Here is a 15,507-nt window from a genome sequence, read left to right as displayed (position 1 = left end):
TACCCGATGTTTTTTGACGCCTCATTGTCCTGGAGCGATATCGTCTATCTCTTGCAAGGTGCTTTGGTGACGATCGCAATCACCGCCGCCTCTGTTGCCATCGGCACGGTGCTTGGGGTGCTGTTTGGCCTGATCCGCACCGGCGCGCCTTGGTGGATCAGCGCACCAATTGGTGGGGTTCTCGATATCTTTCGCTCGGTTCCGCTGCTGATCCAGCTGGTGCTGTTCAACTCGTTCAACAGTATGTTTCGGCTGCATTGGCCCAGTTACGCTGTTGCCTGTATCTGCCTAGGCATCTACGCAGCCGCCTTCTGCACGGAAATCGTCCGAAGCGGTGTTTCGGCCGTGCCGACGACGACGCGCCGGGCGGCCCGGTCGCTTGGCCTGACCTGGGGCCAGGAGGTCATGTCGATCACCTTGCCGATGGCAACCAGGATTGTGTTTCCAAGCTGGATCGGCCTGGCGCTTGGCGTGATGAAGGACACGTCGTTGGTTCTGTGGATCGGCATCATTGAACTCCTTCGCAGTTCCCAGATCGTCACGACCCGCGTCCAGGAGCCGCTTCTGATCCTGACCATCACAGGTCTGATTTATTTCCTGATGAGCTTCCCCATTGCGAGGCTCGGCGCCCGACTTGAAAAAAGGTGGCAGATCCAATGATTGAAATCGAAAACGTCCATAAGCATTTCAGCACGCTCCATGTCCTCAAAGGTGTCAGCCTCACCGTCAACAAGGGCGAAGTGCTGTCGATGATCGGTGGCTCCGGTTCGGGAAAGTCGACGATGCTGATGTGCATCAACGGGCTTGAGCCGATCCAGGATGGCCGCATCACCGTCGATAACGTCGACGTCCATGCTAAGGCGACGAACCTCAATCAGCTTCGCCAACGCATAGGCATCGTCTTCCAACAATGGAACGCGTTTCCGCATCTGACCGTGCTGGAAAACGTGATGCTGGCGCCCAGAAAGGTTCTGGGTAAATCGAAGGCCGAAGCCGAGGCGATTGCGGTAGAGCAGCTTAAGCACGTCGGACTTGGTGAAAAGCTGAAAGCTTTTCCGTCGCGTCTGTCTGGAGGTCAGCAGCAGCGCATGGCGATTGCCCGCGCGTTGGCCATGTCGCCCGATTACATGCTGTTCGATGAAGTCACATCGGCGCTCGATCCGCAACTGGTCGGCGAGGTTTTGGATACCCTACGCATGCTCTCGCAGGAAGGCATGACAATGATCGTGGTCACCCATGAAATGCGGTTCGCACGGGAGGTCTCGGATCGTGTGGCATTCTTCCGCGAAGGGCTCATTCACGAACTGGGCACGCCCGAGCAGATCTTCGACAGCCCGCAGCGTTCTGAAACAGCTGACTTCCTCCGATCGGTCCTTTGATCGGATTTTTCCCAACTGACATCTTACACGCCCGCAAAGAAGGCGAACGAGAGCACGTATTCACATAAAAAACAGGGGTAACGGAAGATGAAGACAACTCGACGCACGCTGCTCAAGGCCGGCCTTGCCGGTGCAGCCATACAGTTCATGTCGGTACCGGGAAGGGCGCAGGCGCCAAATGGTACACTTCGGTTTGGCCTGTCTGCCTTTCCGCCAAACTTGCAGCCTTGGGTGGGAACCGGTACATCAGCGGGTACCGTAAAATCATTGATCCACCGCAGTCTCGTAGCTTTCGACAGCAAAGGTAACCTACGTGGAGAACTGGCAACTGCTTGGTCGATCGACGCCGAAGGTGCTTGGGTTTTTAGCCTCAGGCAGGATGCCGTGTTTCATAACGGCGAGCCGGTAACCGCCGAGGATGTGAAGTGGTCTATCGAACAGATCGCCGCTGAGAAATCCACCGCATATATGCGCGCTCAATTTCAACGCGTCGCAAAGATCGAGATCGTAGATCCGCAGACAATACGGCTGATCACCACGGAGCCGCAGGCGACGCTACCGCTGTGGTTCGCAAATTATGATGTCTTCATTATCTGGCGTAAGTCGACTGAGAACGAGCCAATTGGCGCTGGACCGTTCCGCCTCGTGGGACAAGAACGCGGTACATCGTTGGACCTTGAGGCTTTCGATAAGTTCTACAAGCCAGGGCTTCCAAAGCTCAAGAGCATCAAATTCGTCGTTTACGCTGACGAGAATCTGCGTCAGGCGGCACTTATGTCGGGCGATATCGACATCATTGAATACGTGCCATGGCAGTCGATGGCAGCAGTCGAGAAAAGCGCCAGCACGAAGCTCGACGCAGTCGAGGGTCCGTTCATGTACATCGTGTTCAACGCGACGAAGGCGCCCTTCAATGATGTCCGCGTGCGCCGAGCCGTCGCGCATGCAGTCAATCGTGACGATATCGTCAAGGCCGTCTTCTTCGGGCGCGGTAAGAAGCTCGAAGGTATCCCGATTGTCGAGGGCACACCCTGGTATGATGCCGACTTGGCACACGGCTGGAAATACGATCCGACGCGAGCCAAAGCGCTCCTGGCGGAAGCAGGCTTCCCGGATGGTTTCCAGACGACGCTTCTAGCGACGGCTCAGTACGGTATGCACAAAGATACTGCCGAGGTCGTTCAGCAGCACCTTGCAGCCATTGGCATCAATTGCGAACTTCGGCTGCCCGATTGGCCTACGCGCGTCAGTCTTGGCCGAAGCGGGCAATACGACATTGCCATTCACGGCAATGCTGCCGACAACAACGATCCAGACGGCTTGACCGCCGTATTGGACACGTCAAGACCTCCAACACATGGTCTATCGTTCGGCCTTAAAGCACCTCGGACCATTGCTGGCCTCGCAGCCGGCCGAGCTGAGTTCGATCAAGACAAGCGTGTGGCGATCTATCGCGAAATGCAGCGCGCCGCAATCGAAGAGGTTCCGATGGTTGGCCTTGCCTGGCGTTCACAGGGATACGGTATGCTCAAGTCCGTGAAGGACTTTTCAAACCTTCCCGGAGCCCTGACGATTTTCTCAGGCGCGACGCTCGAAGAAACCTACTTCGCCTGAGAACCTTCGCCGGGTGCGCCCGGCCAATAAAGCGTTGTGGCATGAGTACGGCGGTCTGATCGATCGCCGTACTCATCAAGCGGCCCCGCGGACCGACGATGCTGATGCACCCGGTAGCTGACGCATGTTTCGGCAAAGGAGAAATCTTGAAATCCCTCCAACGTAACGGCCGCACGATGCTGTGGCTCTGTCAGCGAATAGCCACGACATTGCTTCTGGCATGGATCGTGGCGACGATTGTGTTCCTCGCACTTCACCTGGTGCCGGGAGATCCCGCCGAGGTTCTGCTGTCGAGCAATGGTAGCGTTGCAGACCCGACGGCGGTCGCGGAGCTTCGCTCAAAACTCGGGCTCGACCGCTCGATTCTTGAGCAGTACGGGGCCTTCCTTCTCGGAGCTTTGCGGGGTGATCTGGGTAATTCTCTTGTCGATGACTATCCGGTCATGAGCGAGATTGCTTTGCGTCTTCCGCGCACGCTGGAACTGATCGCAGCGGGGACGTTGATGGCCATGATCATCGGGGTACCTAGCGGTGTTTATGCCGCAATCAAAAGAGGGGGTGCGTTCGATCGCATCGCTTCGGCGACCGCGGCGCTACTACTGGCCGTTCCGGTTTTCGTTCTGGGTACATTGCTGATCTTGCTTCTGGCGCAAAATTTGCGGCTGCTGCCTGCCGGTGGATACACATCGATCTCACAAAATGCGTCGCAGCACTTCTTGTTGTTGGCACTGCCCGCGTTCGCCATTGCCAAGGGACTTGCTGCGATAGTTTTCAGAATAACGAGAGCGTCTGTGCTCGACGAGCTGTCGCGAGATTTTGTACGTACCGCCCGCGCGAAAGGAATCTCCCCAGCTCGCGTGATTGTGCACCACGTACTTCGAAATGCATTGAGCCCAGTCGTTACCGTCCTTGGGCTTCAAATGGGTGCATTACTCGGAGGAACGGTTCTGGTTGAATATGTCTTCAACTGGCCGGGCATGTCGACCCCACTCCTGCGAGCAGTGGAATCCCGGGACTATCCGATGGTGGTTGGTATCGTCCTCACGATTTCATGCCTGTTTCTGCTCATCAACCTGTAATGGAGATCTTGTACGCAGTTCTCGATCCAAGGGTGCGTGCGGCATGAAGCGTCTCCTTGTCCCTGGCGCGGTTGTCGGCGCCATAATTCTGCTTGCGCTTTCAGCACCTCTCCTAGGTCTTGAAAACCCTGTAAAGCAAGACGTTGCCCAAAGATTGTCCTCGGCTGGAAGCGGTGCCTGGCTTGGCCGGGACGAGTTCGGCCGCGATGTGTTATCGAGGTTGATCTGGGGCGCTCGCACGAGTTTGAGTGTCGCGTTTGCATCTGCGATCATTGCATGCTGTCTTGGGACCGCTCTAGGGCTGTTCGGCGGGTGGTTCCGAGGTGTCGGCGAGTTTTTTGCGGTTAGAAGCATGGATGTGATCCTGTGTTTCCCACCTGTCTTGCTCGCGCTTCTGGTTGTCACCCTCGTTGGTCCCGGCGCAGGCTCACTGATCTTCGTCCTCTCAATCCTCTACCTTCCGGGGTTCGTCCGCGTTGCCTATGCCGAGACCCTGACCGCACGCAACCACGACTATGTGCTTGCCGTGCGAGCTCTCGGGGCTCCGACCGGGCGTATCTTGCTCCGGACCCTTCTTCCAAACATCGCCGGACCAGTCCTGGTACAGCTTTCCCTCGCGGTCGCAGCTGCGGTGGTTCTGGAAAGTGGGCTCTCGTTCCTAGGTCTGGGCGTCGTGCCGCCATCACCCTCATGGGGTCTTATGATACGCGGAGCACGCGCGACTATGGAGCAAGCACCGATGTTGCTTGTGTGGCCATGCTCGGCCTTAACGCTAACGATCCTCGCGATGAACGTTTTGTGTGATTCTCTTCGAGACGTCGTCGATCCACGTACGTCAGCGACCCGTAAGCGCATCCGACTGATTGATCGCTTGTTGCCCGGGCTTACATCCAATCCGGGCGGGCAAGATATAATCCGAATAGAGAATCTGACGGTTGAGATAGACACACCTCGCGGCAAGATCCGTCCTGTCGAGGGTGTCAATATCGCGGTCAAGGCGGGTGAAACGCTCGCAATTGTCGGCGAGAGCGGCTCGGGGAAATCCCTGACGGCATTGGCCGCGATGGGGCTCCTGCCACCGGCGGCAATGCCAGTCGAAGGTGCCGCCTGGTTCGATGATAAAGACCTGCTTCGCCTGCCCGAGCCAGACTTGCGAAAGCTTCGAGGTGGTCCAATCTCCATGGTGTTCCAGGATCCGATGTCGAGCCTGAACCCGGTTCATCGCACTGGCGATCAGGTCAGCGAAGCGATCTTGGCCCACAGTTCGATGTCACGAACCCAAGCTCGCGCCATGGCCCTGTCGCTCTTCCGTCAGGTCGGCATTGCGGATCCGGAAGCGCGCGTAGAGAACTTCCCGCATGAAATGTCGGGTGGAATGAAGCAGCGTGTCATGATCGCGATGGCATTGGCGAACCAGCCAGCACTGTTGATTGCCGATGAACCAACGACGGCACTCGACGTGACTGTTCAGGCCCAGATTCTAGATCTGCTTGGCGACCTGAAACGCAAATCCGGGACCGCGTTGATCTTCATCACGCACAGCTTAGCAGTGGTTGCGGAAATCGCCGACAGGGTCACGGTGATGTACGCCGGGCAGGTGATCGAAGAGGGCCCTGTCGATGCGGTGTTCCGCGATCCGCTCCATCCCTACACGAGTGCGCTGCTCGCGGCTTCGCCGGAAGGGGGAGCAACCCTCATGGGCATTCCGGGAACGGTGCCACAGCCGCATGCCTTTCCGAAGGGGTGTCGCTTCGCACCCCGCTGCCCCCATGCAAAACCAGTCTGCGGCGGTAGCCCAATCGAACTGAAGGAAGTGCGCTCGGGGCGATCAGCGCGCTGCATCCGCTGGGATGAACTTAATCTGGCGCGAGAGGCAGCACAGTGACGCACATTTCATCGGACAATGAACCGCTTCTTGAAGCCAGGGCGATCTCCAAGACATACGCGGTAGGCGGAAGATTCCAGCGTGGGAAGATCCTTCAGGCTGTACGGTCCGTCGATCTATCTGTGGAACGAGGCGAGACGATCGGAATCGTGGGAGAGTCTGGGTCGGGGAAGAGCACATTGGGCAAGCTCTTGCTGGGTTTAACACCCGTTTCAGAGGGGTCTGTGCGCTTTGATGGGAAGGATCTGAAGTTACAAAGTAGTGCAGATATGCGTCGACTACGTCGACGGATGCAAATCATCCTGCAAGATCCCTTTGGTAGCCTGGATCCCAGAAGACGGATTGGTGCGCAGATTGAGGACGGCATTGCCATTCATGGGTTATTACCAACAAAGCAGCGTGACGAGCGCGTCCGCGAGCTTTTGTCGAAAGTGGGCCTGGACCCAGCGCATGCGGAACGCTTCCCTCACGAATTCTCCGGCGGGCAGAGGCAGCGGATCGGCATTGCGCGGGCGCTTTCAACAGAGCCGGACTTCATAGTCGCGGACGAACCTGTCAGCGCGCTGGACGTTTCCATTCAAGCCCAAATCGTCCAGCTAATGTCGGATCTTCGGAGCGACCTCGGCCTCGCGATGGCCTTCATCAGTCATGACCTGTCGATCGTTCGTCATCTGTGCAATCGCGTCATCGTTATGTATCTTGGCCGCGTGGTAGAGGAGGGACCTGTCGAGGCCATTTTTTCCGCACCGCTTCATCCATACACGCAGGCGCTCATCTCGGCCACACCGCGAATCAAACACGCTCAGCGCACCAAACGGGTGCTCCTTCAGGGTGACCCGCCGAGCCCCTCGAACCCACCGTCGGGGTGTGTGTTTCGAACGCGCTGCAATCATGCAATCCCCCTCTGTAGCGAAGGGGTTCCAGCCCTGCGGACGCTAAATGATGGACGGCGCGTCGCCTGCATTCGCGCTGAGGAGATTGTTTGATGCATTCGAACATAATCGCCGAGGAGGCCACGGGTATCATCAATCCCGGCGATCTTGGGCAGCCGTTCACGTGCGAAAAGCTTCCGGCCAACGGTTCGCGTGGGATGGTGGTCACCAACCATCCTCAAGCCAGCGCTGCGGGCGCGCAGATGCTCCTCCGCGGCGGCAACGCTATCGATGCAGCCATCGCGAGCCTCTTTGCTCTAACGGTTGTTGAACCGATGATGGTCGGAATTTTAGGCGGCGGTGTCGCACATATCCGTCTGGCGTCCGGACATCATGTCATAGTCGACGGGTTGAGCACCGCCTCGCTCTCAGCAACACCGGATATGTTTGGGTCAGGCTCTACTCTTTTGAGCGATCGGGCAAATGTCGTTGGCCCCAAAGCCGTGGCGACACCTGGAGCACTGGCAGGCTGGTGCGAAACGCTGGAGAAGTACGGCTCTCTGTCCTTGTCGGACGTATTGGAACCAGCAGTCCGCCTCGCCGAGCGCGGGTTCACCGTGACGCCCTATCTCTCGGACTGCATCAAGAGCACCCGTCACGATCTTGCCGCGGACCCGGGCCTTGCGGCACTGTTTATGCCTGATGGCGAACCGATCGAAGCTGGCTCCATTTTGCGCCAAACTGATTACGCACTAACATTGCGGACAATCGCGGCAGAGGGATCTCGCGCCTTCTATAGTGGGCCCCTAGGCCGGGCGTTTATATCCCACATGGCCAGCAATGGTGGCCTGGTGGATCAAAAGGACCTTGAGGCATATCGGGTTGTCAACCGGGACCCGGTACGTGGACAATATCGCGATTACGAGATCGTTGGACCACCACCACCATCGTCGTCGGGCGTCCACATCGTCCAGATGCTCAATATTCTTGAGGGGTTCGATATCGCAGGTATGGGTTTCGGTTCGGCAGACGCGACGCATCTCCTGGCCGAGGCTCTCAAGATCGCATTTGCTGACCGTGCCGTAGCCACAGCGGATCCAGCCTTCTTCGACGTGCCGTTGGAGACATTGATCGACAAAGGCTATGCGGCCGAGCGGAGAGAGAAGATTGACCCTTCCCGTGCCCAGACATGGTCGACGGGGCTTCAAAAACTGGAGTCGGCCAATACGACGCATGTGTCCGTGGCTGATAGCTTTGGCAATGTCGTTTCCACGACGCAAACGATCAATGGTTTGTTCGGGGCGTGCGTGCAAATTCCGGGCACAGGCATGATAGCCAACAATTACATGTACAACTTCGACCCATGTCCCGGTTCGGCACTTTCGATCGAGCCTGGGAAACGCGTGTTTACCTCCATGGCGCCAATGATGGCCTATCGCGGTAACCGGCTACAATACACGCTTGGTCTCCCCGGTGGGCTGCGTATTTTCCCATCGGCAATGCAAGCCCTCGTAAACTTGATCGATCACAAGATGTCGATCCAGCAGGCGGTGGAGGCGCCCAGAGTGTGGACGGAAGGAGGCGTATTGGAAATCGAGCCGATGATTTCCGACGCGACGGCAAACGAACTGGCTGATCGAGGACACACAATTGTCCGGGCAAACTGCATAGCAGGCGGAATGAGTGCCATCGAATTTCACGAGAACGGGACCATGACCGGGGCTGCATGTTGGCGCGCGGACGGTACGCCGGTTGCGATTAGCGGTGGGTTGGCTCGCGACGGTGTTCGCTTCTCTATTCCATGAGGCGGCTCCACCGGCAAATCGATTTCTATCATAGGAAAAATTCATGCCTGAAACTATCGTCGTGCTCGACCAGATACCTGATGAGTGGGCAGTCTTGCTCCGTAAATTGATGCCGACAAATATGGTTCTACACTCCGCACCTAGCAGCAGCGAAGAGGATCTGAAACAGCTGATCTCCCAGGCAGATTACGCAATCGCTGTAAATGCATCGGTGTCGGCCGATGTGCTTGGTTCGGCGGTAAACCTGAAATTGCTGCACAAATGGGGCGTTGGCGTCGACAATTTAGACCTCGAAGCGGCGCGGAAGCTTGGTGTCAAGGTAGCGCGCACCACTGGAAGCAATGCAATACCTGTCGCGGAATTCGCGATTGGGTTGATGCTGTCAGCACTCCGCTGCATTAGCCATTCGAGTGCCGCCGTAAAAAATGGAAACTGGGAGGGAGGCTCTCTCCCTACTCAGACAATGATGCTTTCCAATAAGACGGTCGGCATCATTGGCTTTGGGGCGATAGGTAAAACCGTCGCCAAGCTCCTTCAGGGCTTTGGTTGCCAAATTCTCTACAACAAGACAACCCCACTCGACAAAAAAGAGGAAGTTGCATTAGGGGTCGAGTTCGCAGAATTTCCGGACCTGCTTAGCAGATCGGACATAGTGTGCCTCTGTTGTCCTTTGACACCGCAAACTGTTGGACTGATCGACAGGCTCGCGTTTCAGCAAATGAAGTCCACTGCTGTTCTGATCAATGTGGCCCGCGGCGGCGTCGTGGTAGAAAATGACCTTATCTGGGCTTTGCGCAGTGGGACGATCATGGCGGCTGCAATGGATGTTTTCGAAATTGAGCCACTCCCGAAAGATAGTCCGCTCTTGGGATTGGATAACCTCGTTCTTACGCCACACATCGCTGCCAATGCCTCAGACAACTTCGATAAAACTGTTTCACAGATGATGAACAATATCGCGCGCGTCTCGCGCGGAGAGCAGGTGGCTTCTCAAGATGTTGTTCCATAGCTTCTCTGTGAGATCCTAACAACGCATTCGACGGCCAATCCCGGCCGACCGCGCTCGCCAGTTCGTTCGGCGGATTTGTCCGAAAAGATCATTACGGCCTCGGATTTGAGCACGCATCACAATGCTGGTTTACGATTTCGCAGACTCCATCTGTGTATGAGTTGTTTGGTATTGGCCGGCCACGTGGGGCTCTGCTCAAACTAAGCGTTCCGCGATGAAATCGATGAAAGCGCGAATGCGCGCCGCCAGATGCTCATGTCCCGCAAAGACAGCATGTATCAATTCGATGTCTTCGGCGTTGTAGTCCTCCAGGACCGGAACAAGCAATCCAGCGTCAATGTCTGGCTGAACATGGAACTGTCCGACACGTCCCAGCCCGCTGCCAGCAAGACAGAGGCGGCGCATGATCATACCGCTATTGACGATCGTATTGCCTGAGATAGGGAGGCGGTAGACGTCCGATGATCCGGGGGTGCAGAATGGCCACTCGTTGAGGCTGCGGCCGAAGTTGAAGCTGAAGCAGTTGTGATGGGCAAGATCCTGCGGCGTTTCCGGTACCCCATACTCATTCAGGTATTTGGGAGAAGCGACGATGACGCGCCGGCTTTCCAATAGCTTTCGCGCTTTTAGTGCCGAGTCGCTCATTGGCCCTGAGCGGATGGCAATATCCGTACGCTCCTCGATCAACCCGATGACACCGTCGGTCAACGAGATGTCGAGTTGCACTTCCGGGTAGAGAGCCAGAAATTCCGGCACGACCGGCAAAAGATACCGTTCTCCAAAGCCAACGGACGCGTTCACGCGGAGGAGGCCCCGAGGGACAGTTTTTCCTCCACCTGCAACAATCTGTTCGGTCTCCGCGATTTCCGCAAGAATACGCTGAGCCCTTGCCAGGTAGATCTCCCCTTCCGGCGTCAGTTTCGTCGTTCGCGTGGAGCGGACGAGCAGACGAGTGCCCAGGCGGTCCTCAAGTCGCGTGACCAGCTTGCTGACGGCGGACGGCGATATATTCAGCCGACGGCCAGCAGCCGAAAAGCTCAGCAGCTCCGCGGCCGCCACGAACACTTCCATTTCACCAGCACGATTGTCCACGATATCTCGATCTATGAATTCTTTTCAAAGGTATTCATCCAATATAGCGGATTATCAATTGAATCCCAATCGATCATGTTGCGAGCCTAAGCTCTTCAACCGACAGCCCCGCTGTCTCAGCACCGTCGTCACTTTGTGAGGCGGAGAGGAACGTGTCATGCCTTTGGCCATATTTGCATTGACGATCGCGGCCTACGCGATCGGAACAACCGAGTTCGTAATTGTCGGGCTTCTGCCGACGGTTGCAAACGACCTTGGTATCACCCTGCCGCTTGCCGGCCTGATCGTCAGCGTCTACGCGCTCGGCGTCACCTTCGGCGCACCGATCCTGACCGCGCTCACCGGCAAAATCGAGAGAAAGCCGCTGCTGCTCGGCCTCATGGCCCTGTTCATCGTCGGCAACACCGTGGCGGCGCTGTCGCCGAGCTATGAGGTGCTGCTCATCGCCCGCGTGATCGCCGCCTTCGCCCACGGCGTGTTCTTCTCCGTCGGCGCCACCATCGCCGCCGATCTCGTGCCGGAAAATCGCCGGGCCTCGGCCATCGCCATGATGTTTATGGGGCTGACCGTTGCCATCGTCACCGGTGTCCCGATTGGAACCTACATCGGTCAGATCTTCGGCTGGCGTGCGACCTTCTGGGCCGTTGGCGCTCTCGGCGTCGTCGCCCTTGTCGCTATCGCCGCACTTCTGCCAAACACGCTCAAAAAGGCTCCGCCGGCCAGCATTCTGGACCAGGTCCGTGTCCTGGGTTCGGGCCGCCTGCTGCTCGTCTTCGCCATGACCGCGCTCGGCTATGGCGGCACCTTCGTCGCCTTCACTTTCCTGGCGCCGATCCTGCAGGATGTGACCGGCTTCTCCGAATCCAGCGTCGGCCTTATCCTCGTGCTCTACGGCATCGCCATTGCGGCCGGTAATATCGGCGGGGGCAAGATCGCCAACCATAACCCGGTCAAGGCGCTGACCGGCCTCTTTGCCCTGCAGGCAATCGTGCTTGTGATCTTCTCCTTCACCGCCGTCTCACCGGTCCTGACCTTGATCACGCTTGCGGCACTGGGCTTTCTGTCCTTCGCCAACGTTCCAGGCCTGCAGCTCTACGTCGTTCAGCTTGCCAAGGAACACCGCCCCGGTGCCGTCGACGTCGCCTCGGCGCTCAACATCGCCGCCTTCAATCTCGGCATCGCCATCGGTGCCTGGCTCGGCGGTCTGGTGGTGGAATCGCCGCTTGGCCTTGCTGCAACGCCCTGGGTCGGTGCCATCCTCGTCGCCGCAGCCCTGCTGCTGACCATCTGGAGCGGCGCCCTCGACCGCCGTTCGGCACCAGCCCTCAACGCGGCTTGAGTCCCGGCAGGCCCGGCACGCCAAGCGCCGGGCCACCTTATTCAACTCATTCCGGAGTATTCCTATGTCCACGGCAATCACAACACCCCAAGGCCAGTCCGGCGCTCTCGATCTCATCGCCAAGCCTGACGGCGGCCTGACACTCGGTATTGAGCTGCCGCTCGACAACGATTGGTCCGAGGCGCGGGAGGCGCAGCGTATCGCCGAAGGCCGTCCCTTCGGCGTCCCGGATCTCACCTATTATCCCGACCTCGTCCGCCAGGTCGACCGCTCCGGCTTCGCCGCCGTCTGGATGCGCGATGTGCCGGTGTTCGACCCGAACAATTTCGGCGATGCGGGTTCCGTCTACGATCCTTTTGTCAATCTCGGCTTCCTTGCCGGCATCACGCAGAATGTCGCGCTCGGCACGGCGGCTGTCGTTCTGCCGCTGCGCCATCCGATGATGGTGGCAAAGGCTGCCGCGTCCGTCGACCGGCTTTCTAGCGGCCGTCTCATCCTTGGCGTCGCCTCGGGCGACCGACCGGTGGAATATCCACTGCTCGGCCTGGACTTCGAAGGCCGCGGCGACGCCTTCCGCGGTGCGGTCTCTTACATGCGCGATGCCTGGAAAAACGACGGCCTGCCGATTGGGGATGGGCGGATCGAACCGTTCCTCGACCTTCTGCCCAAGCCTCTCCAGGCCGAAATCCCGATGGTAATCGCCGGCCAGGGCCGCCAGACACCGGACTGGATCACTGCCAACATGCAAGGGCGTTTCGTCTATCCTAACGGCCTCGATCGGCTCGCCACCCAGGCCCGCGAATGGTCTGCAGCCCGCACGGCGCTCGGGCTGCCCCGGGGCGCCTTTATCAGCGCCTTCCATCTCGACCTGGCCGGCGATCCGCACGAGCAGCCGACACCCCGCCGCTTCGGCGCACGAACCGGCCGCAATGCTTTCCGCGATCATCTTCATGCGCTCGAAGACGCCGGGGTCAACCATCTGGCGCTTCTGCTTCGCCCGTCGCGCCGGCCTTTGAAAGAGGTCATTGATGAGCTGGCAAGCGACGTCCTGCCCACCCTTAGCACCCGTTCGTTCGCCGCGAAAAGCGCTGCTGGATAACCAAGGAGAAAGACGAGTCACACAGTGCCGGTTTGAATCGAGCTATCAGACAACAGATCGAGCGGAAGAAGTGAATGAGTAACGACTGGCGAGACGAACTGCGCAGTGGCTTGCAAAGCCTGCTGGACCAAGCGGTCGTTTCCGGTGCCAGGCAGGCCGACGTCGTTAAAGCCACGAAATCGAAGGCGGGGCGGCAGGCTGTTACTCAAGTCGGCTTAGGCAAACATATTTTCGATCTCCGCGCGCTGCATTGCGTGCTTATTAGGGTTCTGCTGCTTCAGCTTTGCTAGGTTGAGCAACTTCCACCGTACTGCCGGTAGTGCCGCTGCCTGCGGCAACCCGATGGCGTCGAAATCCGGCTCCGTATCATGGAGAGTAAGCAGGAACCGCATCGCTTTATCATCGAGGCGGGCTCGAAGGTCATCTGTCAGCCGGGCTCGTGCGTCTTTCAGTTCGATCAGGCTGACAGGCTCGATGGTCATGCCTTCGAATTCTTTCACGAAGGCTTCTTCGATTTCGGACAATGACGGCCTGATCAGCTCATGCGGGGGACGGCCGGAGCTTGCGACGTAGATGAGGAAGGTCCGAAACAACGCATCGGTGAGCCCTTCGTTATCGTAGAGCAGCTTCACGTCGAAGAGATCGCGCGGGTGCTGGCGGTCCACGGCGGCATGAAGCTTGCCACCAAACAGATCCTCGAATGACACCACCTGCATTTCGGCAAAGCCGAACGCTTCGGCGACGCCATCTGTTACCGCCCGCAGCTCTGGAAGATGCACTGTTCCGCGCGCGACCGGCGAGGTCTCTATCTTGATTTCGGTGGCGCCCTGACGGACCAAGACCCGCGTGTCATTGTTGCCGCCGCCGGCGATCCGCTGGACATCGACGCCGCGCAGGTTTTTCAGCAGATCGTCGCGAATGCGGTCAAGCGCGGCATCGATACCTCTGAGCGTCGTGTCGCGATCCTCGATGGGAAGGTAGGTGAGGTCGATATCGACCGACAATCGAGGCATATCCCTGTAGAATAGGTTGATGGCCGTTCCCCCCTTGAGAGCGAAGACATCATGCCGCGCGATATAGGGCAACGTCCGGACGAGCAGTTCGACCTGCCGCATATAGCGATCACGCGCCATCGACATTCTCCTTTGGCAGCAGGTCGGCAGGGACCGTTACGCGATAAATCGGGTGGAGCCTTCCGCCTGGAACGAGTGCTCGATCGCCCCGTCCCATATCGATCTGCGATCTGTCGATATGCTTGAGCCAAGCATGCGCGTGCTTGTCGGCATAGACGAAGAAAAGGCGTTTCACCTTCACGCTGCGACACTGGGTCAACAGCGTCGTCAACATTTTCGGGCGCAGATTGACCATTCCCTCGAACACCATGTCGATGTTGTGAAAGCTCTCGTTCTTCGGAAGTTCATCGAGAACCTCCAGTATCGCCCGCTCTGCAGACGACAATTTGATTGGCCAGCGCCAGGGGCTCATGGCCAGTTCCTCATCTGGATTATCGGAGAGGCTGAATTCGCTGTTCTCCACGCCGTTGTTCTCGTCGGGGAACAGTCCATGACCTCGTCGGACGAACCTGGCATCGGTTGTCAATGTCATAAGCCAGTCAGGTATATCGGAGCCATAGAGGTAGACGCGTGTATTGCCGCCGAACTGCAGGTAGTGGGAATGGCCGCGCAATCCAAGCGCGGTCAGACCTCCAACATGAAATGCATGTCCCATGATCCATTGCGCGGATAACAAGGGAATTTTCCAGCCCGTGACGGCTTCCGACGTTTCTCTTGCCGAAAATGGGCGTCGGTAGACGCCTGTCGCGATCCGCTCGAGCCAGCCCTGTTTGATATACGCCGATACGGATTGCCGTGAGATCGCATGACGTGCCGTCCAGGCCGCATCGACAAGGAAGCCCGGCGGAACCGATTGGATGAGGTGCTTTAGCTTTGGTGTTGGATGTTCATTCATAGTGGACATTATGGCATGAGTTCAAAGTAAATATCAAGTTTACTTTAAAACCTTTATCGTTTGTCAATTCAGAATTGACAAGAATAGGAAATCTCGAAGCTGCGTACCGGGCCAGTTGGCAGCGCTTCGTTCGTTGCGTCTTAAACGCAATGCCAAAGTCTCACCCTGTGTGCCGTCGCACATGATGCGATCGATGAACACCTGTCCGACAAATCGAACGCTATGCGCCTAAGTCTCACTTTGGAAGACAAAGCCGTTCCCTATTTTCACTTCATTCCGGTTGATGGCAGTCCGGATGTTCCGGACGAAGGTCAGTGCGGCGAGATCGAATACCAATCCGTTCCAACCATTGGCGATGCCAAACCC

At 57.8% G+C, this 15,507-nt stretch carries 13 protein-coding genes; 10 read left to right on the top strand and 3 right to left on the bottom strand.

Annotated features, from left to right (window positions below; genetic code table 11):
• Window positions 1-6: 6 nt before the first annotated feature.
• The 8 genes from AVCG78_RS25725 to AVCG78_RS25690 all read left to right on the top strand — a co-directional run bounded on the left by AVCG78_RS25725 (window position 7) and on the right by AVCG78_RS25690 (window position 9,643).
• A complete protein-coding gene (locus AVCG78_RS25725) occupies window positions 7-660 on the top strand; it encodes an amino acid ABC transporter permease (RefSeq protein WP_071205454.1) in 654 nt (217 codons plus the stop codon).
• The gene (locus AVCG78_RS25720) at window positions 657-1,379 is read left to right on the top strand and encodes an amino acid ABC transporter ATP-binding protein (protein WP_071205453.1); all 723 of its coding nucleotides are present in this window, start codon (window positions 657-659) and stop codon (window positions 1,377-1,379) included. Before AVCG78_RS25725 ends, AVCG78_RS25720 begins: the two co-directional genes overlap by 4 nt.
• A gap of 87 nt (window positions 1,380-1,466) precedes the next feature.
• Window positions 1,467-2,993 (top strand): ABC transporter substrate-binding protein, encoded by a 1,527-nt coding sequence (locus AVCG78_RS25715; RefSeq protein WP_071585030.1) that lies wholly within the window; start codon window positions 1,467-1,469, stop codon window positions 2,991-2,993.
• A gap of 146 nt (window positions 2,994-3,139) precedes the next feature.
• Complete coding sequence (locus AVCG78_RS25710; protein WP_322267447.1) at window positions 3,140-4,072, top strand: ABC transporter permease; 933 nt, start codon at window positions 3,140-3,142, stop codon at window positions 4,070-4,072.
• Between the two features lie 43 nt (window positions 4,073-4,115).
• Window positions 4,116-5,957 (top strand): dipeptide/oligopeptide/nickel ABC transporter permease/ATP-binding protein, encoded by a 1,842-nt coding sequence (locus AVCG78_RS25705; protein WP_071205451.1) that lies wholly within the window; start codon window positions 4,116-4,118, stop codon window positions 5,955-5,957.
• 5 nt (window positions 5,958-5,962) lie between these two features.
• Window positions 5,963-6,943 carry an ABC transporter ATP-binding protein gene (locus AVCG78_RS25700; protein WP_071205487.1) on the top strand — a complete coding sequence of 327 codons (981 nt, stop codon included), beginning with the start codon at window positions 5,963-5,965 and terminating at the stop codon, window positions 6,941-6,943.
• Window positions 6,944-7,047: 104 nt separating this feature from the next.
• The gene (ggt, locus tag AVCG78_RS25695) at window positions 7,048-8,634 is read left to right on the top strand and encodes a gamma-glutamyltransferase (RefSeq protein ID WP_081355458.1); all 1,587 of its coding nucleotides are present in this window, start codon (window positions 7,048-7,050) and stop codon (window positions 8,632-8,634) included.
• A gap of 43 nt (window positions 8,635-8,677) precedes the next feature.
• On the top strand, window positions 8,678-9,643 hold the full coding sequence (locus AVCG78_RS25690; protein ID WP_071205450.1) for a 2-hydroxyacid dehydrogenase: 966 nt from the start codon (window positions 8,678-8,680) through the stop codon (window positions 9,641-9,643).
• A 195-nt stretch (window positions 9,644-9,838) separates the two neighbouring features.
• On the opposite strand, the gene AVCG78_RS25685 is transcribed toward AVCG78_RS25690, so the two are convergent.
• Window positions 9,839-10,735 carry a LysR family transcriptional regulator gene (locus AVCG78_RS25685; RefSeq protein ID WP_071205449.1) on the bottom strand — a complete coding sequence of 299 codons (897 nt, stop codon included), beginning with the start codon at window positions 10,733-10,735 and terminating at the stop codon, window positions 9,839-9,841.
• 157 nt (window positions 10,736-10,892) lie between these two features.
• On the opposite strand from AVCG78_RS25685, the gene AVCG78_RS25680 reads away from it, so the two are divergent.
• Window positions 10,893-12,074: an MFS transporter gene (locus AVCG78_RS25680; RefSeq protein WP_071205448.1), complete on the top strand. Its 1,182-nt coding sequence runs from the start codon at window positions 10,893-10,895 to the stop codon at window positions 12,072-12,074.
• Between the two features lie 64 nt (window positions 12,075-12,138).
• The gene (locus AVCG78_RS25675) at window positions 12,139-13,173 is read left to right on the top strand and encodes an LLM class oxidoreductase (RefSeq protein ID WP_071205447.1); all 1,035 of its coding nucleotides are present in this window, start codon (window positions 12,139-12,141) and stop codon (window positions 13,171-13,173) included.
• A 215-nt stretch (window positions 13,174-13,388) separates the two neighbouring features.
• Here the strand turns inward: AVCG78_RS25675 and AVCG78_RS25670 are convergent, their stop codons facing one another.
• Together AVCG78_RS25670 and AVCG78_RS25665 are read right to left on the bottom strand one after the other, a co-directional pair.
• Window positions 13,389-14,306, bottom strand: coding sequence for a nucleotidyl transferase AbiEii/AbiGii toxin family protein (locus AVCG78_RS25670; RefSeq protein WP_071585028.1), 918 nt, complete (start codon window positions 14,304-14,306; stop codon window positions 13,389-13,391).
• Entirely contained in the window at window positions 14,296-15,141 is an 846-nt protein-coding gene (locus AVCG78_RS25665; RefSeq protein ID WP_071205445.1) for a type IV toxin-antitoxin system AbiEi family antitoxin domain-containing protein, read from the bottom strand. Before AVCG78_RS25665 ends, AVCG78_RS25670 begins: the two co-directional genes overlap by 11 nt.
• Between the last annotated feature and the right edge of the window lie 366 nt (window positions 15,142-15,507).

The sequence above is a fragment of the Gillisella vitis genome, from assembly GCF_021559775.1.
GTDB classification, from domain to species: Bacteria; Pseudomonadota; Alphaproteobacteria; order Rhizobiales; family Rhizobiaceae; genus Allorhizobium; species Allorhizobium ampelinum.
This window is presented reverse-complemented; position numbering and strand designations above follow the sequence as displayed.